This is a genomic window from Campylobacter sp. BCW_6464 (genome assembly GCF_001762775.1).
In the GTDB taxonomy this organism is placed as follows: domain Bacteria; phylum Campylobacterota; class Campylobacteria; order Campylobacterales; family Campylobacteraceae; genus Campylobacter_D; species Campylobacter_D jejuni.
In genome coordinates, this window is the sequence record NZ_MJXM01000051.1 from 24,926 (window position 1) to 48,488 (window position 23,563).

The 23,563-nt window shown below is 29.9% G+C and carries 23 protein-coding genes; 6 read left to right on the forward strand and 17 right to left on the reverse strand.

All coding sequences use genetic code 11. The features are described from left to right. Window positions 1–69: 69 nt before the first annotated feature. From AJ885_RS06805 to AJ885_RS06825, 5 genes are read right to left on the reverse strand one after another with little or no spacing between them, the layout of a single operon-like run. Window positions 70–1,410, reverse strand: coding sequence for an MmgE/PrpD family protein (locus AJ885_RS06805; RefSeq protein ID WP_070280954.1), 1,341 nt, complete (start codon window positions 1,408–1,410; stop codon window positions 70–72). Window positions 1,411–1,417: 7 nt separating this feature from the next. After that, on the reverse strand, window positions 1,418–2,785 hold the full coding sequence (purB, locus tag AJ885_RS06810) for an adenylosuccinate lyase (protein ID WP_002862063.1): 1,368 nt from the start codon (window positions 2,783–2,785) through the stop codon (window positions 1,418–1,420). 9 nt (window positions 2,786–2,794) lie between these two features. Further along, a complete protein-coding gene (locus tag AJ885_RS06815; RefSeq protein WP_070280956.1) occupies window positions 2,795–3,958 on the reverse strand; it encodes a trans-sulfuration enzyme family protein in 1,164 nt (387 codons plus the stop codon). A gap of 12 nt (window positions 3,959–3,970) precedes the next feature. Next, entirely contained in the window at window positions 3,971–5,410 is a 1,440-nt protein-coding gene (gene dcuC, locus AJ885_RS06820) for a C4-dicarboxylate transporter DcuC (protein ID WP_070280958.1), read from the reverse strand. Window positions 5,411–5,413: 3 nt separating this feature from the next. Further along, complete coding sequence (locus AJ885_RS06825; RefSeq protein WP_002870619.1) at window positions 5,414–5,776, reverse strand: RidA family protein; 363 nt, start codon at window positions 5,774–5,776, stop codon at window positions 5,414–5,416. 167 nt (window positions 5,777–5,943) lie between these two features. On the opposite strand from AJ885_RS06825, the gene AJ885_RS06830 reads away from it, so the two are divergent. Continuing rightward, window positions 5,944–6,603, forward strand: a complete 660-nt coding sequence (locus AJ885_RS06830) for a transcriptional regulator (protein WP_070280960.1) — start codon at window positions 5,944–5,946, stop codon at window positions 6,601–6,603. Here the strand turns inward: AJ885_RS06830 and AJ885_RS06835 are convergent. Both AJ885_RS06835 and AJ885_RS06840 read right to left on the reverse strand, forming a co-directional pair. Further along, complete coding sequence (locus tag AJ885_RS06835) at window positions 6,600–7,070, reverse strand: Cj1386 family hemin-binding protein (RefSeq protein ID WP_002862058.1); 471 nt, start codon at window positions 7,068–7,070, stop codon at window positions 6,600–6,602. The genes AJ885_RS06830 and AJ885_RS06835 overlap by 4 nt on opposite strands. 56 nt (window positions 7,071–7,126) lie before the next feature. Further along, window positions 7,127–8,551 (reverse strand): catalase, encoded by a 1,425-nt coding sequence (locus AJ885_RS06840; RefSeq protein WP_070280962.1) that lies wholly within the window; start codon window positions 8,549–8,551, stop codon window positions 7,127–7,129. A gap of 170 nt (window positions 8,552–8,721) precedes the next feature. On the opposite strand from AJ885_RS06840, the gene AJ885_RS06845 reads away from it, so the two are divergent. From AJ885_RS06845 to fldA, 3 genes are read left to right on the forward strand one after another with little or no spacing between them, the layout of a single operon-like run. Further along, entirely contained in the window at window positions 8,722–9,036 is a 315-nt protein-coding gene (locus AJ885_RS06845; RefSeq protein ID WP_002855637.1) for a DUF2325 domain-containing protein, read from the forward strand. 2 nt (window positions 9,037–9,038) lie between these two features. Then, window positions 9,039–9,734 carry a hypothetical protein gene (locus AJ885_RS06850; RefSeq protein ID WP_070233736.1) on the forward strand — a complete coding sequence of 232 codons (696 nt, stop codon included), beginning with the start codon at window positions 9,039–9,041 and terminating at the stop codon, window positions 9,732–9,734. Further along, window positions 9,734–10,225 carry a flavodoxin FldA gene (gene fldA / locus AJ885_RS06855; RefSeq protein WP_070280964.1) on the forward strand — a complete coding sequence of 164 codons (492 nt, stop codon included), beginning with the start codon at window positions 9,734–9,736 and terminating at the stop codon, window positions 10,223–10,225. The genes AJ885_RS06850 and fldA overlap by 1 nt, the downstream gene beginning before the upstream one ends. 45 nt (window positions 10,226–10,270) lie before the next feature. Here fldA and AJ885_RS06860 read toward each other — a convergent pair whose 3' ends face one another. The 4 genes from AJ885_RS06860 to selA are packed head-to-tail and all read right to left on the reverse strand — an operon-like array spanning window position 10,271 to window position 14,690. Next, the gene (locus AJ885_RS06860; RefSeq protein WP_002881500.1) at window positions 10,271–10,801 is read right to left on the reverse strand and encodes a hypothetical protein; all 531 of its coding nucleotides are present in this window, start codon (window positions 10,799–10,801) and stop codon (window positions 10,271–10,273) included. Window positions 10,802–10,806: 5 nt separating this feature from the next. After that, a complete protein-coding gene (locus AJ885_RS06865; protein WP_002855861.1) occupies window positions 10,807–11,517 on the reverse strand; it encodes a thioredoxin fold domain-containing protein in 711 nt (236 codons plus the stop codon). 48 nt (window positions 11,518–11,565) lie between these two features. Further along, window positions 11,566–13,371: a selenocysteine-specific translation elongation factor gene (gene selB, locus AJ885_RS06870; RefSeq protein WP_002893949.1), complete on the reverse strand. Its 1,806-nt coding sequence runs from the start codon at window positions 13,369–13,371 to the stop codon at window positions 11,566–11,568. Next, window positions 13,368–14,690, reverse strand: coding sequence for an L-seryl-tRNA(Sec) selenium transferase (gene selA / locus AJ885_RS06875; protein WP_002881498.1), 1,323 nt, complete (start codon window positions 14,688–14,690; stop codon window positions 13,368–13,370). Before selA ends, selB begins: the two co-directional genes overlap by 4 nt. 77 nt (window positions 14,691–14,767) lie before the next feature. Here selA and AJ885_RS06880 point away from each other — a divergent pair, with 77 nt between their 5' ends. Next, window positions 14,768–16,429, forward strand: coding sequence for a 4Fe-4S dicluster domain-containing protein (locus AJ885_RS06880; protein ID WP_070280966.1), 1,662 nt, complete (start codon window positions 14,768–14,770; stop codon window positions 16,427–16,429). On the opposite strand, the gene AJ885_RS06885 is transcribed toward AJ885_RS06880, so the two are convergent. Both AJ885_RS06885 and AJ885_RS06890 read right to left on the reverse strand, forming a co-directional pair. After that, the gene (locus AJ885_RS06885; RefSeq protein ID WP_070280968.1) at window positions 16,422–17,231 is read right to left on the reverse strand and encodes an alpha/beta hydrolase; all 810 of its coding nucleotides are present in this window, start codon (window positions 17,229–17,231) and stop codon (window positions 16,422–16,424) included. The two genes, AJ885_RS06880 and AJ885_RS06885, sit on opposite strands and share 8 nt — an antisense overlap. After that, entirely contained in the window at window positions 17,228–18,523 is a 1,296-nt protein-coding gene (locus tag AJ885_RS06890) for an MFS transporter (protein WP_002881494.1), read from the reverse strand. Before AJ885_RS06890 ends, AJ885_RS06885 begins: the two co-directional genes overlap by 4 nt. A 166-nt stretch (window positions 18,524–18,689) precedes the next feature. Here AJ885_RS06890 and rdgB point away from each other — a divergent pair, with 166 nt between their 5' ends. After that, a complete protein-coding gene (gene rdgB / locus AJ885_RS06895; protein ID WP_002881493.1) occupies window positions 18,690–19,292 on the forward strand; it encodes an RdgB/HAM1 family non-canonical purine NTP pyrophosphatase in 603 nt (200 codons plus the stop codon). A 30-nt stretch (window positions 19,293–19,322) separates the two neighbouring features. Here rdgB and AJ885_RS06900 read toward each other — a convergent pair whose 3' ends face one another. Genes AJ885_RS06900 through AJ885_RS06915 form a run of 4 tightly spaced genes read right to left on the reverse strand, consistent with a single transcriptional unit; the run spans window position 19,323 to window position 23,559 of the window. Then, window positions 19,323–21,794 carry an efflux RND transporter permease subunit gene (locus AJ885_RS06900; protein ID WP_002881492.1) on the reverse strand — a complete coding sequence of 824 codons (2,472 nt, stop codon included), beginning with the start codon at window positions 21,792–21,794 and terminating at the stop codon, window positions 19,323–19,325. Continuing rightward, a complete protein-coding gene (locus AJ885_RS06905) occupies window positions 21,794–22,363 on the reverse strand; it encodes an ABC transporter substrate-binding protein (protein ID WP_053872485.1) in 570 nt (189 codons plus the stop codon). The genes AJ885_RS06900 and AJ885_RS06905 overlap by 1 nt, the downstream gene beginning before the upstream one ends. Before the next feature lie 9 nt (window positions 22,364–22,372). After that, window positions 22,373–23,071, reverse strand: a complete 699-nt coding sequence (locus tag AJ885_RS06910; protein ID WP_052950137.1) for a VacJ family lipoprotein — start codon at window positions 23,069–23,071, stop codon at window positions 22,373–22,375. Window positions 23,072–23,115: 44 nt separating this feature from the next. Beyond that, the gene (locus AJ885_RS06915) at window positions 23,116–23,559 is read right to left on the reverse strand and encodes a phosphoribosyltransferase (RefSeq protein WP_002870634.1); all 444 of its coding nucleotides are present in this window, start codon (window positions 23,557–23,559) and stop codon (window positions 23,116–23,118) included. Window positions 23,560–23,563: the final 4 nt, after the last annotated feature.

Below are 23,563 nucleotides of genomic sequence, written 5' to 3' on the forward strand. Positions count from 1 at the left end.
ATTAATAATAAATATTATAATAAAAAAGTGTAATGAAATTATCCTTCTTGCAAAAAGAAGGATAAATATTTAAAAAGAAAAGTGGTTTAAATTTTCTAGATTGATGATTTGATCTAGAATTTTGTTAGCTTTAGCATTATCAAGGTAAATTTGTGCATTGGCTAAAAATTTAGCTTTTAATTCTTCAAAACTGAGCGGATTATCAAAATTACCTTTATTGATAAAAACATCTTTTTGGATTATGTGTCCATCTTGCAAACTGGCTTCTAAATGCCCTGGAAAATATTTTGGAAAGCCTTGAGATTTCCTTTTTTCGTAACTGATTTTTTTAGCAAATTCTAGTACTTCTTCACGCTTTAAATTTTCATAAGATTCAAGAGTGATTTTACCATCAAAGAATCCTAGAGCCATTAAAAAAGGCATGGAAAATTTAGCTTCATAAGCACTATTTGGAGTGTATTTTGCTTCCAAAGGATCACAGATAAAAGAAATAGGAACTTCATCTACAAAACAATGAATACTTTTAATTTCATCAGCTTTTAAACCATCATTTTTTAAAGCAATAGCACAATCAATAAGCCCATGAGCAAAATGACAACTTGGATAAGGCTTGATTGAAACTTGCATGGTTTGCCAAATTTCACCTAAGGATTTGCTAAGTTCTGTTTTATCGCATTCTTCTTCTATACCAAAACATTTAAAGATATTGTCTCTACCTTCAAAAATACTCAAAGGTCCACTCATATTGTTTTTGGCAAAATGAGCTACCATAATACCGTTTTTAATAGCATTGGCAATATGTAAAACTTTTGAATTAGATCCATTGGATAAAAACTCATTAACCCCACTTGCAAAACTTCCTGCAAGTCCTAAAGCATTGATGATTTGTTCTTTGTTAAGATCCAGTAAGATTGCACTTGCACTCACACTTCCAAAAATTCCTGCAATAGCAGTGGTATGAAAACCACGCTTATGAAAAGTGCCTTTACCCGCAATGCCTACTCTAGCTGCAATTTCCCAGCCTATTATAAAAGCTTTGATGATTTTTTTTGCATCTTTACTAACATGAAATCCATAACTTAAACAAAGTGGAGTTAAAATCGCACTTGCATGCAAAATCGCTTCTGTATGCGTATCGTCAAAATCTAACGCATGAGAAGCAATGCCATCTAGCATGGCTGCGTATATAGGATCTAATTTTTGATCATTTACCCAAATAGGAGTATTTTTTTCTGTGCTTAAATTTTCAAAAGCTTTAAAAGCATTTAAAACACATTCTTCTTTGCTTGCTGCTATAGCTGTTCCAAGGCTATCAAGCATAAGCTCTTTAGCTCTTTGAACAACTACATTAGGGATATTTTCATATTTAAGATTGAAAATAAAATCCACTAAAATTTCACTATAGAACATGATTTTCCTATTTTAAGATAGCGCTATTTTTGATTTTTGCCAAAAATTCATCTACAAGTTTTGGTGCATATCCTACATAGGTTGTTGCATCAAGCAAAGCATCAATTTCTTTTTCCTTCAATACCTTAGATACTCTTTTATCTGCAAGTAAAACTTCTTTAAAAGTTTTTTGTTTTTCTATACCTAGCATAGCATTTTCATAAATAATTTCATGGGCATGTTGTTTTCCATAATGATCGCTTAATGCAAACATAACACGCTCGGCTAAAACAAAACCATTAAGAGTATTTAAATTTTTAAGCATTTTATCTTTTTTTACTTCTAAATCGCTAAGAGCGAATTTCATGTTTGCTAAAACCACAGAAAGCATTAAAAACATTTCAGGTAAAAGCTTCCATTCCATTTTCCAAACTTGACCATCTCTTTCATGTTCATGTCTTTCAATATCACTTAAAATGGCTAAATTTGCTTTAAAAGCATTGCTTACTGTAACTGCATTTTCGCTTACTGCAGGATTTCTTTTGTGTGGCATAGTGCTTGATCCTACTTGTCCTTTGCCAAAAGGTTCAGCAACTTCATCAATTTCATTATGCGAAAGGATTAAAATTTCATGAGCGATTTTGTTAAAGGTTGCGTTGATATTACCTAGTACAAAACCAAGTTCTATAAAGCGATCACGTGCGCTCTGCCAAGAAATATTAGGCACATCAAGTCCTAAATTTTCTAAAGTGAGTTTTTCTACCTCATTGCACTCATCACTTAAACTTGCTTTAGTTCCTACAGCGCCTACTATACTGCCTACATAAAGTCTTTTTTCAAGCTCAAGTATTCTTTCAAAATGACGCTCAAGTTCGCTTAACCAAATAGCCACTTTATGTCCGAAAGTAATAGGCAAAGCCTGAAGTGCTAAAGTTCTTCCCATCATAGCAGTATTTTTATGGGTTTTAGCTAGTTTTGCTAGGGCTTTTGCGATAGCTTTTAATTCGCTTTTTATAAGAGTCATTGCTTCTTTAAATTGTAAAACCAGTCCTGTATCGATGATATCTTGAGTGGTTACTCCAAAATGTACATATTCTCCTAAATTATTATCGCAAGCTTTTTCTAATCCTCTTACAGTAGGAACTAAAGGGTGTTTAGTCTTTTTAAATTCAGCAAAGATAAAGTCCATATCCATAAATTTATAATGAGCTTTTTTTGCGATCTCATCAGCTGCTTTTTTCGGGATAATTTTAAGTTTTGCTTGTGCTTTTGCTAAAGCTGCTTCAACATCGAGCCATTTTTGTATGCGGTTTTGTTCGCAAAAAATAGCACGCATTTCCTGCGTGCTCCATGAGTCTGCTAGTAATCTATGATCAAATACGCTAATTCCTGTCATCTTATCTCCTTATTTTTTAATACTATCAAAAGCTTGTGTTAAATCAGCAATTAAATCTTTAGTATCTTCAAGACCTATATGAAATCTTACAAATGGCCCTCTTGCATTCCAATTTGTTGCAGTTCTAGGTGGAGTAGTTACGGTGGCTAAGCTTTCATATCCACCCCAGCTAGCACCAATTGAAAAGTATTCTAGTTTATCTACAAATTTAATAGCATCCTCTTTGCTATAACCTTCTGCAAATTCTATGGTAATCATACCATTTGTACCTTTATGATCACGCATGAAAATTTCATGATTTAGGTGGGATTTAAGTTTTGGATAGAAAATTGTTTTAATTTCTTTTCTGTTTTGTAAAAACTCTACAATTTCATCAGCACTTTTTTCATGAGCTTTCATTCTCACATCTAGTGTTCTCATACCACGAAGTACTAAGTAAGCATCATCAGGACTTGTTGTAAAGCCTAAAGCTTCTGGAAGTTTGTCAAAATTTTTCCATTCTTTTTCGTTGATTACTACTATACCCATGGTTACATCAGAGTGTCCGCTAAGATATTTTGTAGCGGCGATAACTGAAATATCCACTCCAAGTTCTAAAGGATTTAGAAAATATCCACTAGAATAAGTATTATCAATGGCTACAGGGATATTATGCGCATGGGCAATTTTGCAAAGTTTTGGTAAATCTATGATTTCATAAAGTATAGAACCTGGACTTTCACATAAGATAAGCTTGGTATTAGGTTTGATTTTTTCTTCTACATCACTTGCATCAGCTTTTAAAAAATCAATTTCAACACCTATTTTTTTTAAAAATAATTCGCAAATCGTTCTTACAGGCCCATAAATTGCATCAGTAATTAAAAAATGTGCATCTTTGCTTGCATAGTTTAAAAGCACCATAGCTAATGCTGCAAGTCCTGTTGGGAAAAGTTGTGCTCTATAGCCACCCTCTAGAGTGCAAATAAGTTTTTCAAGTTCAAAATTAGTTGTTGTTCCTCTAGCTCCATAACTTAAAACACGATCTGTTTTTCTTAATTCTCTGTATTTTTGCCAAGTTGCGTGATGTTTAAAAAGTATGGTTGATGCACGCATAAGTGTAGGATTGACTGATCTTACTTCAGCGCCTTGATCGCCTCTGCCACAATGAATAAGTTTAGTTTTTGAGTTCATTTTTTATCCTTTTTAAAGATAGATATAAGTCATAATAACATTTACAATAGCTGCTACAAGCATAGGAATAGCTGTTCTTTTAACCACGGCAAAAGGACTTACTCTTGCAATAGCTGAGATAGCTAAGATCGCTGGTGCAATAGGACTAACACATCTTCCAAAGCCCGTCATGATTTGAATTGGTGCTATCATGGTGATAGTTTCAACTCCAAAGTGTTTTGCTATATTTGGGATAAGTGGAGCAAAACTAAAAAATGCTGCATTTCCTGAACCCATTAAGAAAGCACAAACTGCAAGCAAGATTGAAACGACGATAATAATAGCCAAAACTCCAAATCCTGCATTTTTGCAAAATTCTATTAAAGTATCTACAAAACCTACAGATAAAAGACCACTTGCAAATACTTGACCACAAACGATGAGTGAAACTGTGATAACAAATAAATGTCCCATTCCTTTAAAGAAAATCATAATAGAATTAAGAGTTTCTACTATACTTTTATAGCGTATCATTTCAAAAATAATAGCCACAAAAGTTGAAATCACCATTGCTACTGGAACATTCATTTTAATTGCGGTACTAGCAGCTGCTTTAACTTCTTCAGCGCTACTTATTCCCATTAAAACCAAGATGCTATCAAGCACGGAGCTAAATCCTAGGATTAAAACCAAAGGAATTATAGGTAAAATCGCATAAATTCTAGGAGGCTTTTTAAGTTCTTTTTCTTTGCCTTCATTTTCATTTAGTTCTTTTTCAATTTCTTGTGCATTGAAGACAAAATTATCTTTTTTGTCAAAAAATTTATTGCAAAGATATATTGCAATACCTACAGCTATAATGATAGGCAAGGTTGTAGGGAGTTGATAATGAACAAAATAAATTGCAGGATCAACTTCAGCTTTTTCTGAGGCCATGATCACATTTCCACTTCCAGGTCCATGATCGATATATTGACAAATAGCAATCACACTTAAGGCAGAAAGTTTTGAAACACCAGAGCGTACAAGTATAGGATACATAGTAACCATAAGTAAAAGTGCCAAGCCTGCGTGAGAAGGGATGAAAAGAACTAAAAATTGCACGATAAAATAAGCAACTATGAGTAAAACATAAGGAGATTTTACGGCTTTTAAAGGTTTTTCAAAAACTTTAAAAAGTGCATAAGAAGCCCCTACATGATCCATATAAGCAGAAAAACCTGCTATAGTCATAAGTGTAAGTCCAAGCCCTGCTAATGTACTTGACATGGTTTGATTAAAAACTTGAAAAATATCAAAAAAACCTAAATTTAAAGAACCTTTAGCGACAATGTGTGGAGAAAGTCCAAAAATAGCAGCTAAGGAAAGTAAAAGTAAACCACTTAAAAGCAATGCCATGTGAGCATTGATTTTTTTATAAAGCATAAAAACAAGTAAAAAAATGCTAAATAGAGATAAAACAATACCTAGCATATTTTAGCCTTTTTGAGCAATAATCTCTATCTCTACTTTAGCTTTTTTTGGCAGATCTTTTACCGCAAAAGCACTTCTTGCTGGATAAGGATCTTTAAAAAATTCAGCATAAATTTCATTAAATGCTATAAAATCATTAATATCAGCTAAAAAGCAAGTGGTTTTAATCACTTTATCATAACTGATACCATTTTCTTCTAAAATAGCACCGATATTTTTCAAAGATTGTTTGGTTTGTTCTTTGATATCAGAGCTTTCTATTTCTCCTGAAGCAGGGTTGATAGGAAGTTGTCCTGATATAAATAAAAGTCCATTTGCTTCTCTGTAAGCTGAGTATGGACCAATAGCTTTTGGATAGTTTGACATGAATTCTCCTTTGTTAAATATAGATTAAGCAGAGTGAATTTTATCACTACAATAATAACTTGTCAATAGTTTATTATTATAATAATAAAATTTTATTTTTTAAGAAATGTTTTAAAGTATAAAGAGTAGAATTTAATATTATATTAATTTTTATTGAAGGCGGTTTTATGGATGAGGGACAAAAACAACAATTTATAAAGTTGACATATTTTTTAGGAGAAGTCCTAGGTGAGCAATATGAGATAGTATTTCATGTAATTACTGAAGATGGAGCTTATATTGCGGCAATTGCTAATAATCACATTAGTGGGAGAAGTTTAGATTCCCCCCTGACTGCTTTTGCAAGTGAGCTTATGCAAAATAAAAAATATTTAGAAAAAGATTTTTTATGTGATTATAAGGCTCTTGTTGGAAAATCAAAATTAATTAGAGGATCTACTTTTTTTATTAAAAATCATGATAAATTAGTAGGTATTTTGTGTATCAATCATGATACTAGCATTATGAGAGATTTAATATGCAAGATGATTGATTTAGAAAAAATTGGAGATATGGGTGATATTTTAGGAAATATTAGTTTTTCTCAAAATGATTCAAGCATAGAAACATTAAGTCACTCGATAGAGGATATTTTAGTTCAAAGTGTAGATTCTAGTTATTTAAATTCTGATTATCAATTAAGTATTACTCAAAAAGAAGAAATTGCTGAAAAGCTATATGAAAAAGGTATTTTTAATATAAAAGGAGCGGTTCCTATCGTAGCAAAATTTTTAAAAATTTCAGAACCTAGTGTTTATAGGTATCTGAAGAAATTTAAAAAATACTAAAATTTTTTGATAAATTTTAGTATTTTTAGGCTCATTTTCTTTAAAAAATTATTTTTAGATTTTTTGAGTAAAAATTCTGCCACATCTTTGCGTCCAAACATAATAGCAAAAGTATAAGGTGTCATTCCTAAACCATTGTTTTCATCAATATTTGCTCCATACTTAACTAAAAGTTCACACATAGGTAAGTATCCTTTAAAACAAACTCCTGCTAATGGGGTTTGTCCACGATCGTTTTTTTCATCTACTTTTGCACCTTTTTCTAAAAGCATTTTAGCACTTTCATAAGAATTATTATAAGCTGCAAGCATAAGCAAGCTATCTCCTTTATGAGTTTTTAAATTTACATTTAAACCTGCTTCTATCATGATTTTAAGATTTTCGCATTCATTATTTCTTGCAAAATTAAAAGCCATTTTGCAAAGCTCTTCAAATCTTTTTTCTTCTTCTAAGCTAAGAGTTGTCATTGTTTTTCCTTAATTATTATAATCTTTAGTTTGCCACCAAAAGTGGCAAGTAAAAATTATTTTTCTAAAGCTTTTTTAATTCCTATTGCATAATCAGGTGAAATTTTTTCAAAATGTTCTAAAGCTCTAGTGATAATTTTTTCATCAACTCCCTCCATAGAAGCGACGATATTATGAAAAAGTTGAGTTTTTTGATCATCATTCATAAGATTAAATAAAGCTCTTGGTTGAGTATAAAAGTCATTATCTAGTGGAGCATATCTTTGTGCTACGCCTTCTAAGACTAAATCAGGTTCAAGATAGCTTTTGTCTTCTTTTGGGCTATTATCATAGCTGTTTGGTTCATAATAAGCTGCATCATTTTTATAACTATCAAAATTCATAGCACCAGCGACATTGTAAGTATTCACTTCGCTTTTTGCACGATTTACGGGCAAAAGATGATAATTAGTTCCTATTCTATATCTTTGTGCATCAGGATATGAAAAAATTCTAGCTTGCAACATTTTATCAGGGCTAAAGCCAATTCCAGGAACGATATTGCTTGGACTAAAGGCAGCTTGTTCAACTTCATTGAAATAATTTTGAGGATTTTTGTTTAGAATCATTTCGCCTATATCCATCAAAGGTACAAGACTATGAGGCCAAATTTTTGTTAAATCAAAAGGATTAAATCCAAGTTTTTCTATATCTTTTTCAGCAAGAATTTGAACTTGAACTTTCCATTTTGGAAAATCTTTATTTTCTATAGCATTATAGAGATCTCTTTGATGGCTTTCTCTGTCTTTTGCTATAAGCTCAGCAGCTTCTTGGTTGGTAAGATTTTTAATCCCTTGTTGGGTTTTAAAATGGAATTTCACCCAAAATCTTTCATTTTTATCATTAATAAAACTATAAGTATGGCTTCCAAATCCATGCATATGACGATAACTTGCAGGAATTCCTCTATCACTCATAAGAATGGTTACTTGATGTAAGCTTTCAGGACATAAACTCCAAAAATCCCAAGCAGCATTATTGCTTCTTAAATGTGTTCTTGGATCTCTTTTTTGAGTATGGATAAAATCAGGGAATTTATAAGCATCACGGATGAAGAATGTCGGAGTGTTATTTCCTACCAAGTCCCAGTTTCCTTCTTTGGTGTAAAATTTAATAGCAAAACCTCTCACATCGCGTTCAGCATCTGCTGCACCTGCTTCACCTGCTACTGTTGAAAAGCGTAAAAATAATGGAGTAACTTCGCCTTTTTGAAAAATTTTAGCTTTGGTATAAGCACTTAAGTCTGCTGTAATTTTTATTTCGCCATAAGCTCCACTTCCCTTAGCATGAACAGTTCTTTCTGGAATTCTTTCTCTATTTTGATGAGCAAGTTTTTCAAGTAAAAGATAATCTTGCATAAGTAAAGGTCCTTTTGCGCCTGCGCTTAATGAATTTTGGTTATCGGCTATAATGTTTCCAAAATCGTTAGTCAATTTTTTCATTGTTTTCTCCTAAATAATAAAATTTATTAATTAGTAAATTATATCTATTAAAAATTAAAATTAACTGAATAATTGCATTTTATTGATAATAAATTTCAAAATAAATTTAGTTTTTTTATATTATAATAATAATTATCAAAATATATTTTAAAAATCACAAAGGAGAATTTATGTCAGTTTTGGTTATTGGTGCAGATGAAATCACTCCTATTAGAGCTGTTTTACATGATTTAGGTGCTAAAAAAATAGAACACTGGGATGCGCGTAATGAAAATAGAGTTAATCGCAAGCCGATTCCTTGTGATACAGAATGTATAGTAATGTTAACAAGCTTTTTAAATCATAATACTATGAAAAAAATCAAAAATGAAGCTAAAAAGCGCAAAATTCCATTAGTTTGTGCAAAAAGAAGTGTAAGTTGTGTGTATTGTGAATATTGTAAAATTTTTAATCTTAATAAAGAATTTTCTTGCTATAAAGGTTAAAGATGTTATTTGGATTTGATGATAAGCGAGAATTTATACCGCAAATTTATCGCTATTTAAACAATCAAGAACTTATGTTGACTTTTTTAACTCAATATAATGCGAGTGTTGATAGCGCTCTAAAAATTCCTCTTTTATATGCAAAAAATACCAAGAGTTTAAAAATGATATTTGGAAATTTTTTACATGATATAATGCATGTTTCATTTGGTAAGATTCAAAATATAAATATCAAGCTTAATACATACGCTTTCTATTTTCAAAGAAGAAAAAGCTTGATTTTTAATACTAAAATATCTAAGAATATCGATCTTTTAAGACTTTTAAGAATTTATCTTTATGGTATTTGTTTTGATGCACAAATTTTATTTAGCTCTTATGTTTATGATAAGGTTTTTTTTCAAAATAATGGAAAAAATATAGATCAAGATGGTAATCTTATTATAATAGATAAGAAATTTGCAATTTTACCACTTTGCAAAGAGATTAATACACATAATTTAAAAATTGAAAATGAAATTCATGGATTATTGAATTTAATAAAAGAAAACAATTTTGAAAAATTTTATATTGTTTGTCCACGTAACAAAAATTTCACACATTTTATTGAAATAAAACATTTTTTGTGTGATTTAAACAAAACTATGTTAAAATTAGTTCCGTATAAAATATCAAATCAAATTATAAGGAGAAAATAATGTCAGTAGCAGTAATCTATGGTAGTGCTATGGGAAATACAGAAGGAGCGGCTAATACAATTGCTTCAAAACTTGGAATTAGCGATGTTTTTAATATCTCAGATATTGATGCGGCTAAAATGAATTCTTACGATAAATTAATTTGTGGAACTTCAACTTGGGGAAGTGGTGATTTACAAGATGATTGGGATGGTTTTGATTTTTCAAGGCTTAGTCTTGGTGGAAAAACTGTAGCTGTATTTGGTATGGGTGATAGTGAAAGTTATTCTGACACTTTTTGTGGTGGCATGGGTAAATTAGCTCAAAATTTAAAAGATGCAGGTGCAAATTTGGTAGGAGAAGTTTCAACTGATGGTTATACATTTGAAGCAAGCGATGCGGTTGTAGATGGTAAATTTGTTGGACTTGCTCTTGACAATGATAATCAAGAAGATCAAACTGAATCAAGAATTGATGCTTGGGTAGAACAAATCAAACCTTATTTTGCTTAATAATTCTTAAAATCAAGAGTTTTTATACTCTTGATTGTTCTTTTCTTAAAAATAAAAAAAACTCACTATTTGATTTATAATTTTATTTTCTAAAGATAATTGACAGTGTTCTTTATTTCCAAGATAAGCTGTTCTTGCAAGAAGACTTGTTTTTTGAGAATTGTAATTTTTAGAGTTGATTTGTAAATTAACTTGCATAGTATAGTAGTTTTCTACCATCCATTCTCCATCACTTTCAAAAGGATCAAAATCATAAAAAAATCTTGCTGAAGTTGTGATTTTTTGAGCATAAGAACGCTTTTTCATATCTACAAGATTGATTAAAATTTCATAATCTGCATTCTCTTTTACTTCTTTTAAGCCTAAATTTTTAAGTTTTAAAGCCAAATCTCTATCCAAAGTAGTTCGAAGTTGGCTAGGATTTTGAAAAGAAATTTTAAAACTTTGTTGTTTTTGCGATCTGATAAAAATGCCTTCATTGCTTGTTTGAATAAAGCTTTGTATGAAAGTTGCATTGGTGCAAGCACTCATAAAGAGTGCTATAAAAAAGCTTAAAATTAAAGCAAATTTAGACATTAGGTTTATTTAATAATAGTTGGAGTAGCGCTAAGACCTAATGAGCGATATTTTTCATATAAGGAAAAAACTTCTTTTAATTCTGCATCACTTACTTTTGGATAATTTTTGATATTTGCATCATAGTATTTGTTTAAAATTGCGATTTTTTCTTTATCATTTTTTGCTTTTTTTGCTTCTTTGTAGATTAGAGCGGATTTTTCAAAAGCAGATTTTCCATGTACTGGAGTTAAAATATAATTAACTTGATAGTTTTTAAGTTCATCATCAATTTGAGCTAAATGTTCTCTACAATAAGGGCATTCAGGATCTGAAAAAACATAAATTGCAGGTTTATTTTTATCTCCCAAAGCTATTACCATGGTTTCTTTTTGTGCTACAGCTTTAGCATTTTTTGTAAAATTTTCTCTTGCTTCTTGAAATTTTTTCATTTCATATTCTTGAGCATAAGAAATTCCCGTTTTCAAGTCGATAAGATCAGGGGTAATAAGACTATCTTTTGTAAAAAGAATGTTTTCTTGTTTTTGTCCATTTAATTCAACGCTTACAATAACACTTTCAAAACCCGTATTACCAACCTTTTGACGATTTGATACACTAACGGTAGCATTTGGAAATTGTGCTTTAATGCTTTTTGAATAAAAATCACTAATTTCTGAATTACTTGCAGCAAACAAAGATGCTGAACAGGCAAGAATTAAACTTAATTTTTTCATAGTTTATAAATCCTTTAAATAAATTATGTTTAATTCTATAATGATTTTCTAAATGTTTGTTAAAAATCTTTTTTCAGCTTCTTTACTTACTTGAGGAAATTTGTCTAAGTATTCTAAATAAGCAATAGCATATTTTCTTGAAAGATTAAAATATTCTTTCATACTTTGCACATCAAGACTTTGATTTTTTAATAAATTTAAACATTCTTGCATAAGTTTTTCAAGAGCTTGTTTTTCTATAAAAAGATTGTGTGAAAGTCTTACAACCAAGCCTTTTTGGGTAAGTTTTTTGAGTATATTATCTCCGCTTTTTCTATCAAGTTCTAAAAAATCATAAAGATTATAAGGAGCTTCGGGTTTAATACCTTGTTTTTTTAAAATTTCATATAATTGATTATTATTTTTTTCTTGAAGTTTTTCAAAATCTATGCCTTTTTTAAAATAAATTCCATTTTGAAAATCCAATAAATTTGACATTTCTTTAAGTCCGAGTTCGCAAAAATTTTCACTTGCCCAAGTAATCCTTAAAGCTAAAGAATGTGCTGAAAGCATGGCATAAGGATTTTTTTCAAGTATGAATTTGATGAAATTTTTAATTTCTTCTAGACTTTGTAAATGATATACATTAAGATTTTTTTCATCAACAAATACTTGATTTAATTCTTTTGCTAATTTCAATGCTTTTTGATGAGAGAGTTTAAATCTTTGATAGCTTGAAAGCAAACCAAAGCCGTATTTATGTGCGTCTTTTAAGAAAGAAAAAGCTGCTTTAAAATCTTTATTTTTCAAAAACATTAAAAATTTATTTTTTTGTTCTTTTTTTAAAGGTTCGCTTAAAGGATTTAAAACCTTACCACCACCTATAACACGATTGTTTTGTAATAAAATAAAAGCCTCATCAAAACTTAAAAATACATTTTTATCAAAACTAAAATGCACAAAAAATTCATCATTTTCTAGTTTTTTTAATATATTTATTTTGCATTCTATTTGTCTTGAACCCACGCAAAAAATCATTTTGCTATTTTGTAAATTTTTTGCTTTAACTAAAGCATCGCATTCTTTAAAGGCTTTAAAATAACCTTTTTTACTTAGTAAATAACCTTTTTTTAACTCTTTATAATCACAATTTAAACTTAAAGCCACACGGTTACAAGCTTTGATTTGCTCTAAATTAGTATCGTGGTTTTGTATATTTTTAACAATGAGTTCTTTTTGAGTGTCTAAACAGATGATTTTTTCATTTAAAGTGATGCTTCCTTCATTAAGACTGCCTGTAACGACAGTTCCTATGCCTTTTAGAGAAAAAACTCTATCGATATAATAATGAAAAATCAGTTCTTCATCGTTTTCTTTGTTTTCTATGGTATAAAGATAATTTTTTAATTCTTCTATGCCTTGATTATTTTTTATACTGGTGTGAAATACTTTTAAAATGGGATAATCTAAATTTTTTAACTCTTCTAAAATTTCTACACTTTTTTGCTCTATATTTTCACAAAGATCGCATTTGCTAAGTACTAAAATAATATTTTTAATATCAAGAATTTTTAAAATTTCTAAATGTTCTAAACTTTGTTCTTTTAAACCCTCGTTAATATCTACAACAAACAAACAAACACTAAAGCCAAAAGCTCCACTTACCATAGTTTTAACCAAATCTTTATGTCCTGGAACATCGATAAAAGAAATGTTTTTATCTTTTAATTTAAGATTTGAAAAACTTAAATTAATGGTGATTTGTCTTTCTTGTTCTTCTTTTAAACTATCGCCTTCAAAACCATTTAAAGCTTTAATGAGTGAAGTTTTTCCATGATCAATATGTCCTGCAGTTCCTATAATAACAGATTTCATAAGTTTTCCATTTGATTGATTGTAAGAATAAGTTTTTGAAGTTCACTTTCTTGTATAGTTCTAAAATCAAGAACAAATTCATCATTTTCAATGCGTCCTATGATATTTTCTTTTCTAAATCGAGTTTGTAGTTTTAAAGCATCTCCTTGAAAAGTTAGTATATAAGTATCTAAACTTTTATCAGGCATAGAACCTCCACCTACTAAACTTTTGCTTTTTTTAAGCTGGGTTTGAAAATTTAATTCTTTTTGTACTCTTAAAGCTTTTTTTTCTATAAAGGATAAGTCATCATTTAAAAGTTTTAAGGTAATAATTTTTTCATAATCTTTTTGCAAATAAGCTTTTAAGCTTTCGTTTAAAAAAGATAGAGTTAATTTATCCACTCTTAGCATTCTTAAAAGTTGATTTTGTTTAAGCTTTTCTATGAGTTCTTTTTTTCCAAGTATAATGCCCGCTTGCACACTACCAAAAAGTTTATCTCCACTAAAACTTAAAATATCACATTCTTGCACGAGTTTTTTGATTTTAGGTTCATTTTTAATCAGTTTTTCATTTAAATTTTCACACCAGCCAGAACCTAGATCATAATAACTCAAAAGTCCTTTTTCTTTTGCTAGTTCATGTAGATCTTTTATATTTACTTCACTGTGAAAACCCATAAGAGCGAAATTAGATTTGTGGGTTTTTAAAATTAGAGCGGTATTTTCGCTGATAGCTTGTTCATAGTCTTTTAAGTGTGTTTTGTTGCTAGTTCCAACTTCGCAAAGCTTTACACCTGCAGCTTTTATCACTTCAGGCACACGAAAACTTCCGCCAATTTCTACAAGTTCTCCTCTTGAGCTTATGATTTCTTTATCATAACAAAGAGAATTAAGTACTAAAAAAACTGCCGCAGCGTTGTTATTGACCACTAAAGCATCTTCACATTCAAAAAGCATTTTAAGTTTTTCTAGTACCAAAGCATAGCGAGAGCCTCTTTTTCCATTTTCTAAATCAAACTCTACATTAGAATAATTACAAATGATATCTTTACACGCTTCATAAAGTTCTTCATGGATTACACTTCTGCCAAGGTTTGTGTGTATAACGACTCCGCTTGCATTGATCACACTTTGTAAGTCTTTGCGGTAAAAAGTTTTGATTTCTTTTTTGATTTCTAAAAGTAGTTTATTTTTAGAAATTTCATCTTGGGAAAAATTTTCTTTTAGTTTTGCGACAACTTTTTTACAAAAAAATGCTTTGATATAAAAAGGATAGGATTTTAAGCTCTCATCTTCAATAAGAGTGTTAATCTGTGGAAAAGTTCTCAATTTGTTCATCTTAAGCCTTAAGAAAATATTTGGTTATTTTAACATAGAATTTATAAAATGATGTTTTAAAGAGATTAAGGAAGACAATGCAAGATTTTGTTTATATAAAAAATGATGTTTTAATCCCTTTGCCTGATGCTATTGAAATTTTAGATCAGGCAAATGATAAAGAAGCATTAGTTTGCAATGATAAAAATCAAAAAGCACAAATTTATGCCCCTGAGATTAATTTTTATCTTAAAAATTCTCAAGATGAAATTTTAGAGCAAAGTAAAAATGTTTTAACGCTTTATGAAGCAAGAGCTAGCGTTTATGACTTAGGGCTTGATTTGGAACAAAGCAAAGAAGTGAAAAATCGTTTGATTTTAGTAGATAGCGATACTCAAACCGTAGAGTTTTTAAAAGAACATGGATTTAAGGTTATTGCTTTAAGCAGTGCAGAAATTTTAGCTGTTTTTGGAAGTGTAGGGGAACTTTGTGCTGTGGTTAAAAATCAAGGCGAAGAAGTGGAAATAGATTTTGATTTTTTGCTTTTTAAAGCTACGGATTTAAGCGTTGTGCGTAAAGATTTTACAAGACAAAGTGGATGTTATAATCTTTTAAATTTTGAAAATCTTGAAGTATTGTTAGAGTTTTTGCAAAGCAAAAGTCCAAAATATCATTATAAAACTTATATTAGCTATAATGCTAGCGTGTGTCAATACCACGAAAGACGCAGTGAGCATTGTGCAAAATGTGCTGAAATTTGTCCTACTGTGGCGATTTTAAAAGATAATGAAAAAAAGCATTTAGAATTTTCTCAAGTGGATTGTTTGGGTTGTGGAGGATGTATTAGTGTATGTCCTAGTGGATCACTTGATTATGCTCCCATGCCAAGAGAAAGTTTTTTTACCCTTTGTGAGTTTTATAAAGATAAAAAAATTTTAATCATTCCTAAAAAAATGTCTTTAGAAAATTTAAATCTTGCTTTACCAAAAGATGTTTTACCCTTTATGATAGAGGGTGAAAAGTGGCTTTCTTCCATGCATTTTTTAACACTTTTGCAAAATAGTGGAGCAAATTTGGTTTTTTATACGGACTTTGTATCTCGTGGTAGCAATGAGGCTATTGTACTTTTAAATACTTTTTTTGAAAGAAAATTTCAAAAAAAAGCTATTTTTGTTGCTAAAAATGAAAAAGAATTGCAAAATGTTTTAAAAGAGCAAGAATTCATACAAGATTTAAAATATGATTTTCATAACAACACCTTAACTACAAGAGAAAATTTTGCCAAAAGAATGCAAGAAATGATAAAAAATGAAGATTTTGGCAGTATAGAAAGTGGCGAATGGTTGCGTTATGGCAAGGTAGAAATCAATCCTAACACCTGTACGCTTTGTCTTTCTTGTGTGGGTGCCTGTAATGTAGGAGCTTTAATCGCTGATAAACAAGAAAATGCTTTGAAATTTAATGCTTCTCTTTGTACGACTTGTGGGTATTGTGAGTTAAGTTGTGCCGAAAAAGATACTTTAAAATTATTTCGTAGTGGAATGGAGTTTAGAGCTTCTTATTTTGAATATCAAACCATGGCAAAAGATGAGCTTTTTGCCTGTATAGAATGCGGTAAAGAATTTGCCACCAAAAAAGCTGTAGAAAAAATAGCCAATTTAATGAAACCTAAATTTGGTAATGATGAGAATAAAATCAAAACACTTTATTGTTGTGCAGATTGCAAGGCAAAAGTGATGATAAAAGCAATGATTAATTAAGATCAAGAAGCTTTTTCATCCACAGCATAGCTTTAGATATGATACTTCCATGAGTTTCATTTTTAAAAAGTTTAAAATGAGTTTTACAATTAGTTTCTTTGGATATTTTTTCGCTAAGTTTTTGAGCATTGAGCTTAGCTACACCTTTGATAATACTTGAATTTGTTTCCAATGAACCTAATCCGATGTAAATTTTAGGGCAAGTTTGTAATTTTATGATGTTAGGTAAAAACTCACTATTATCCCACCATAAAGAAGGAGAAATAATAAAATAATGACTAAAAATCTTACTATCATAAAGAAGTGTATCAATGGCAAAAAGTCCTCCAAAAGAATGTCCAAAGAGAATTTGATGGCTAAAATCAATAGGATACATTTTGTTGATATAAGGGATGAGTTGGGTTATTAAAAAATTTCTAAATTCTTTACTACCTCCACCTTGTTTATTTAAATTTGTTGCAGGCGTATAATCTTTAGTGCGTTTTTGTGTGTCAAAAGCTAAATTATTATCATAACCTATTCCAATAATTAAAAGATTTTCTTTGACAGGAGTGTTGAAAAGATTTAAAAAAAGAGGAAAAAAAGCATTTCCATCGAGTAAATAAATGATTTTATATTTATAATTTGAGTTTTCATTCTTGTTTTTAGCTATAAAAATTTTATATATTGTGTCATTATAATTAAATTTGACATTTTCTAAAATAAAGTTTTGTTTTGCTTGTTTTGAGAGCTTGGGTATCTCTAGACTTGGTTTTGCAAAAGCTAGAAAAAAAGAACAGAATAAAAATAATATTTTTTTCATAATTTTTCTTCTAATTCTTTTTTATTTGTAAGTTTGCTATCAAATTTAACAACAAGATTTTTAGAGTTTTTATAAATATCTACAACCCCTAAATTTTCACTAAAACTACTAAAATTTAAAGGTGTGTCTAAAGGTAGATAAAGGTTTTTAAAATCAGCTGGATTTTTTAAGAAAAATAATGCCACAAGCCAAATTAGGGCTAAAATTACTAAAATAATAGCCAAAAGATTTAAGGCATCTAGATGTAAAAATATCCCTCCGATAATACCACCTATAAAACTTCCACCATATCCAAAAGCATTAAACAACCCTAATGCCGCACCTTTTTCATGAACTTTACAAAATTTTGATGCACAACTTTGCATAATAGGTTCGTGTAAATTAAAACCTATAAAAAAAATCACAACTGCTATGATAAAAAAATCCATAGAATTACTAAAAGCAAAAAAAAGATAAGAAAGTATGAAAAAAACAATTCCTAAGAGTAAAATTTGTTTAGCTAAACCTCTTTTTTCACCTAAACTTCCAGCAAAGCCCATAGCGATAAAACCTGCTACCATAGAAGCGCTATAAACAATCCAAAGTTTATCAGAAGCAAAGCCTAAATGTTTTACTAGAATAATAGGAATACTTAAAAATGCTATACTCATAAGCATTTTTTGCATGAAATTAGTAAGATTCATAAGGGCTAAATTTTTTTGTTTAATAAGATGGAAAAAAGGAGTTTTTTCATTTTCATGAGTGATTTTATTTTCTTTAGGTATAACGGTATAAAGTAAAATTATACATAAAAGAGACAAAGCTGCACTAAGATCAAAAAGGCTAGATAAACCCCATTTTGCACTCATTAAAGGAGAGATCACCATAGAAGCTGCAAAACTAAGTCCTATAAAAGAACCCATTACCGCCATGGCTTTACCACGATTTTCTTCTGTGATAAAATCACTTATCATTGCTGTAGCTACTGCTCCAATAGCTCCTGCACCTTGGAGCATTCTTCCTAAAAGCATGATGTAGATATTTTCCGCAAAAGAACAGATTAAAGAGCCTATTATAAAAATAATCAGTCCAATGAACATGGTTTTTTTACGACCAATTTTATCACTTAAAATTCCAAAAGGCATTTGTAAAATCATTTGGGTTAAGGCGTAAACACCAACTAAAAGTCCCACTAAAAATTCATTAGCACCTTCAAGTTTTAAAGCATAAAGACTTAGAACTGGCAAAACTATAAACAGCCCAAAAAATCTTGTTCCAACTATGAAAGATAAGGGTAAGACATTATTTAGCATTATCAATTTCCTATTAAATTTGAAATTTAAATTAGGATAATTTTACTATGAAATGTATTAAGCGTTGATTAACATCGTTTTATCATTTGATATTTAAAAGCTACGCACAAGGATAAATTTTATAAAATCATATTTTTGTTTTTGATATTATTTTGGAGCTTTTGTTATGAAGATTATCCTAGCTACGAGCAATAAGCATAAAGTTTTAGAACTTAAAGAAATTTTAAAAGATTTTGAAATTTATGCTTTTGATGAAGTTTTAATGCCTTTTGAGATTGAAGAAAATGGAAAAACTTTTAAAGAAAACGCCTTGATTAAAGCAAGAGCGGTTTTTAATGCTTTAGATGAAAAACAAAAAAAAGATTTTATCGCTTTAAGTGATGATAGTGGCATTTGTGTAGATGTTTTAGAAGGAAATCCAGGAATTTATTCTGCTCGATTTAGTGGTAAAAGCGATGATAAAAATAACCGTGATAAACTTGTCAATGAAATGGTAAAAAAAGGTTTTAAACAAAGTAAGGCGCATTATGTTGCTGCTATTGCTATGGTGGGTTTGATGGGGGAGTTTAGCACGCATGGAAGCATGCATGGAAAAGTAATAGATACAGAAAAAGGTGAAAATGGTTTTGGTTATGATAGTCTTTTTATTCCAAAGGGTTTTGATAAAACCTTAGCCCAACTTAGCGTGGATGAGAAGAATAATATCTCTCATCGTTTTAAAGCCTTAGAGCTTGCAAAAATCATTTTAAAGATTTTAAATAAAGGATAAAAATGAAAAATTTTTTAAAATATATAGCTATTATTGTTTTAATATATGCTCTTTATGTTGGTTTGGAAACTTGGTTTTCTTAGAATAAATAGTAATTAAAAAGCTTGGTAACAAGAACAAACTTCCACTTAAAAGCAAAATCATTACAAAAACGGTTAAAATTCCAAAATAAATTGTTGGAATGAAATTGCTACTCATCATCACGCTAAAACCTAAAACTATGCTAATTGTGGTATAATAAAGTGCCGAACCTATACTAAGGTGAGAAATCATAATGGCTTCTTCTAGGCTTTTGTTTTTAATTTCTTCCCTAAAACGATAAATATAGTGCAGGGCATCATCAACGCCTATGCCTATAGCAATAGCAGCTATAGTAATACTCATCATATCCAAAGGAATGCCTAAAAGTCCCATAAGAGCAAAAACCACGCTTAAAGGAATAACATTTACTAATATAGCCGCAACTGAAAATTTTAAATCTCTAAAAACAATGATAAAAAGTATAAAAATAGTTAAAATTACAAATATAAGAGTATCAAATTGCGATGAAAAAAGACTTTGAAGCATATTATTATAAAGCACCATTATACCTGTGATTTGTACTTCTACTCCATCGTTTTTTACAAGCTCGTTGAGCTGTTTTTTAAGATCTATTAAAAACTCATTACGTCTTAAATTCGGATCAGAGTCAACAATACGCATACTAAATCTTAACTCGTTATTTTCTATACTTACAAAAGGCGAAAGCAAGTCTTGTTTAAATTTAGCAGGTAAATTCTCATTTAAAAATGCAAGGGCAAAATCATTTAACTCTTTTCCATCGTTGATATTTTTCCCTAGGGTTAAAAGACTATTAAGACTTAAAACCGAACCTACAAATTCTTTGTTTTCTAAAAATTCATGAACTTTTTTTGCAATGCGTGTTTTTTTAGAGTCAAACCAATAAGTTTCTTGTGTGGCTAAATTTTCAAATTCACTTTCAAAACTATCAAGAGTATCGCTTGTATTTTGATCGTTTTTATTATTTTGAAAACGAATGATTACTTCTAAAGGCAAGGTTCCACCTAGATTTTTATCAATAACCAAAAGTCCTTTTTTGATTTCACTACCATCTTTGAAATAATTGACAAAAGAATTTTCAACTCTGAGTTTTGAAATGCCTATTAAAGCTAAGATTATAGCAAGAACTGAAATTCCATAAATCATGCGACGCTTTTTAGGATCAAGAGCGGTTTTAGCACAAAAGGCTAAAAGATTAAATTTAAACTCTTTTTTATGATAATTTTTTGGTTTTAAAAGAACTAAGATACTTGCTAAAAACAAATAACTAAAGATAAGAGCTAAACCTATACCTATACTCATCATAATGCCAAGTTTTATGATAGGTTCGATATTTGATAGGATTAAAGAAAAAAATCCTATCATCGTTGTAACAATGGCATAAAGGCTAGGATTTGCTTTGGCTAGTAAGGTTTGAAGCACTATGCGCTCAACTTTAGCTTTGGGATGATTTTGGGTGCTTTCGATAAAATGCGTGATCAAATGAACAACTACACTTAAGGTGATAATTAAAACCAAAGCAACATAATTTGATGAAATAACCGTGATTTGAAAATTTAAAAGTGCAAAAACTCCACTAGCCGCACTTAGGCTTATAAAACAAATAAAAAGAGGTAAAAAAACAAAGCGCCATGAACGGAAAAAATAATAAAGTGCAAGTCCTAGTAAAAATACAAGAGAAACACCATAAAGCACAAGATCAGATTTTATATAAGCTATCATATCATCAGCGATCATGCTTACGCCACCAAGGTAGAGCGTATCTTTGTTTTTTTCATAAGTGCGAGCTATGCTTTTAATAGTATCTAGACTTTGTTTCGTGATAACTTTTTGCTTGTCTTGATGTTCTTTTATGGCAAGACGAATTTGATCTTTTTCTTTTTCATCGGTAGCAAGATCGCGTTTTTCTATAAGATTATTATAAACTGTATCAGGCTTTAAGTAAATAATAAGCCCTGTTACTTTTCCATCTTTTGAGATGATATTATTTTTATAAAAGGGACTATTTAAAATTTCATTTTGGGCTTTTGTGCGGTTTATATCTTGGCTTTCTATATTTGGGATATTTTTTAAAAGTTCTTTTAAATCCGTATTTTGCGAACTTTGAAGCAAAGGGGCATTGATGATACTAAAAACGCGTTCTACTAAAGGGGCTTTTTCTAATTCTTCATGAAGTTTTTTTAATTTGGCTAAATTTTCATTTGAAAAAGGTTTTTCATCATAGGGTTTGAAGGCTAAAAGTAAAAAATTATCACTTTTATAATGTTTTGAAATTTCTCTAAAAGTTTTTAAATCCGCATCATCTTCTAAAAGCAAACTTTCAGCACTTGCATCTACGCTAAGCTTAAAAGCAAAAAAGCTTAAAAACAGGCATATAAATAAGGTTCCAAAAAAAGTACTTTTTGGACGAGAAATAAAAAACTTTAAAAGCTTTGCAAACATTATTCTATGACAATGCTTTCAAGTTTTTGAAGTAGGGCATCAAAGCCTTGGTTGGCTAAAATATCTCCAAATTGTGATCTATAAGTTTGTATTATACTCACACCTAAAACATCTACATCATAAATAAGCCAGTTGTTATTATCATTGTAAAATTTGAAAATGATATTTTTTTCTTCCCCATCTACTACCATAGAAGTGGTTAAAAAATAGCGTTTTTCATTTTTTAACTCACCATTTTTGACCTTTAAAACCTGATCTTTATAAAGACTGAGTTTATCGGTAAAACTTTTTTTAAGACTTGCTTCAAAGGCTGTGGTAAATTTTTCTTGTTCTTTTGGGGTTAATTTAGAATAATTTTTTGAAAGACTGAGTTTTGCCATGAGTTTATAATCTATTATACTATCAAAAAGTTTAAAAATTCCATCAGCAGCTTGTTTTTTATCTTCTTTGCTATCTTGTAAAAGTTTTAAGCTTGCATCAATGTTTTTTTGCATAGTACTAGAAATTTCATCTAGCTGTAAGGCAAAAGCATTAAAAAATAAAGCCAAGATTAGAAATATTTTTTTCATTATTTTCCTTTATTTGCTAAGTTCATTGCGTCTTTGCTCGTAAGCATCACGCAAGAATGGATATAAATTAGGCGTGTTGTGATAAATTTCATCAATTTCATCAAGTCTAAAACTAAGTTCATTGCCAAATCCATAAGCGCTTATAGCTATACTTGCCCAAGTAGGATCAATGTAAGCGGTAAAACTTGCATACCAAGTTGCAGGTAAAGCAAGAGTGTCTCTAAGATTACTAGGGCCAAGTATAGGTAAGACAATATGAAAACCGCTTCCTACGCCCCAGTGAGCCAAAACGGTTCCTAAGTCCGCGGGATGTTTTTTAAGACCCATTTTTGATGCCACATCCATAAGTCCACCAAAGCCCATAATGGTATTGGCGGTAAATCTTTTAAATTCTTCTCCCGCTTCTTTAAATTTAAACTGCAAAACATTGCTTATAAAACGCAAAGGAGCAAGTAAATTATCAAAGAAATTTCTTACTCCTAATCTTATAAATTCAGGGGTGATGGCGTTATAGCCCTTAAGAACGGGACGCAAACCATAATCATATAAAGCCACATTAAAGCTTGTCATAGCTTTGTTATATCCTGAAAGCGGATCGTTTACTTGATAGTTTTGGTATTCTTGTTCAAAATCATCTAAATTTTGTTCTTTAGCAAAAGCAAAAATAGTAAAAAAAATTAAAATAAAAGATATAAATTTTATTCTCAAACAAAAACTCCTAAAAATTTTAAAAGTAAGATTATAGCAAATTTTTAATCAAGATTTATATCCCAGTAAAAATCCACCCATTCAGTAGCTTCTTTTACTTTAAAATCAGGCTCCAAAAGAGCGGTTTTTTTGTAAAAAATGGTTGCAATTTTAAGTTCTATATGAGGAAATTTTTCAAGCAAAACTTTTTTTATTTCTACTAAACTTTCTCCGCTATCTACTATATCATCAATGAGTAGAATTTTTTTGTGCTTGCTTAAATCAGGAATATTAAAAATTTCAATAGTATCAAGTTTTTTTGTATCATCGTAATGAATTGAGTTTAAAGCAAAAAGCTGACGTGTTTTTAAAGCTACTGCTAAAGAGTGTCCTAAACTCATTCCTCCTCTTGCTATAGCTAAAAGTGCATCAGGGTTAAAATCTTTTTTAATTTCTTTAGCAAGAATTTTTACATCTTCTTTAAATTCTTCATAGGAGTAAAATATCATTATA

Bases quoted from the DNA above. Each gene is read 5' to 3' on its own strand.
- AJ885_RS06860 (WP_002881500.1), bottom strand. From the start codon at position 10,801: ATGTCTAAATTTGCTTTAATTTTAAGCTTTTTTATAGCACTCTTTATG.
- AJ885_RS06840 (WP_070280962.1), bottom strand. From the start codon at position 8,551: ATGAAAAAATTGACTAACGATTTTGGAAACATTATAGCCGATAACCAA.
- AJ885_RS06835 (WP_002862058.1), bottom strand. From the start codon at position 7,070: ATGACAACTCTTAGCTTAGAAGAAGAAAAAAGATTTGAAGAGCTTTGC.
- AJ885_RS06880 (WP_070280966.1), top strand. From the start codon at position 14,768: ATGCAAGATTTTGTTTATATAAAAAATGATGTTTTAATCCCTTTGCCT.
- dcuC (WP_070280958.1), bottom strand. From the start codon at position 5,410: ATGCTAGGTATTGTTTTATCTCTATTTAGCATTTTTTTACTTGTTTTT.
- AJ885_RS06815 (WP_070280956.1), bottom strand. From the start codon at position 3,958: ATGAACTCAAAAACTAAACTTATTCATTGTGGCAGAGGCGATCAAGGC.
- AJ885_RS06905 (WP_053872485.1), bottom strand. From the start codon at position 22,363: ATGAAAAAAATATTTCTAATCTTGGCTTTATTTTTTAATGCTTTTGCC.
- AJ885_RS06900 (WP_002881492.1), bottom strand. From the start codon at position 21,794: ATGTTTGCAAAGCTTTTAAAGTTTTTTATTTCTCGTCCAAAAAGTACT.
- fldA (WP_070280964.1), top strand. From the start codon at position 9,734: ATGTCAGTAGCAGTAATCTATGGTAGTGCTATGGGAAATACAGAAGGA.
- AJ885_RS06830 (WP_070280960.1), top strand. From the start codon at position 5,944: ATGGATGAGGGACAAAAACAACAATTTATAAAGTTGACATATTTTTTA.
- AJ885_RS06825 (WP_002870619.1), bottom strand. From the start codon at position 5,776: ATGTCAAACTATCCAAAAGCTATTGGTCCATACTCAGCTTACAGAGAA.
- selA (WP_002881498.1), bottom strand. From the start codon at position 14,690: ATGAACAAATTGAGAACTTTTCCACAGATTAACACTCTTATTGAAGAT.
- AJ885_RS06885 (WP_070280968.1), bottom strand. From the start codon at position 17,231: ATGAAAAAAATATTATTTTTATTCTGTTCTTTTTTTCTAGCTTTTGCA.
- AJ885_RS06890 (WP_002881494.1), bottom strand. From the start codon at position 18,523: ATGCTAAATAATGTCTTACCCTTATCTTTCATAGTTGGAACAAGATTT.
- selB (WP_002893949.1), bottom strand. From the start codon at position 13,371: ATGAAATCTGTTATTATAGGAACTGCAGGACATATTGATCATGGAAAA.
- AJ885_RS06805 (WP_070280954.1), bottom strand. From the start codon at position 1,410: ATGTTCTATAGTGAAATTTTAGTGGATTTTATTTTCAATCTTAAATAT.
- AJ885_RS06915 (WP_002870634.1), bottom strand. From the start codon at position 23,559: ATGATATTTTACTCCTATGAAGAATTTAAAGAAGATGTAAAAATTCTT.
- AJ885_RS06865 (WP_002855861.1), bottom strand. From the start codon at position 11,517: ATGAAAAAATTAAGTTTAATTCTTGCCTGTTCAGCATCTTTGTTTGCT.
- rdgB (WP_002881493.1), top strand. From the start codon at position 18,690: ATGAAGATTATCCTAGCTACGAGCAATAAGCATAAAGTTTTAGAACTT.
- purB (WP_002862063.1), bottom strand. From the start codon at position 2,785: ATGACAGGAATTAGCGTATTTGATCATAGATTACTAGCAGACTCATGG.
- AJ885_RS06850 (WP_070233736.1), top strand. From the start codon at position 9,039: ATGTTATTTGGATTTGATGATAAGCGAGAATTTATACCGCAAATTTAT.
- AJ885_RS06845 (WP_002855637.1), top strand. From the start codon at position 8,722: ATGTCAGTTTTGGTTATTGGTGCAGATGAAATCACTCCTATTAGAGCT.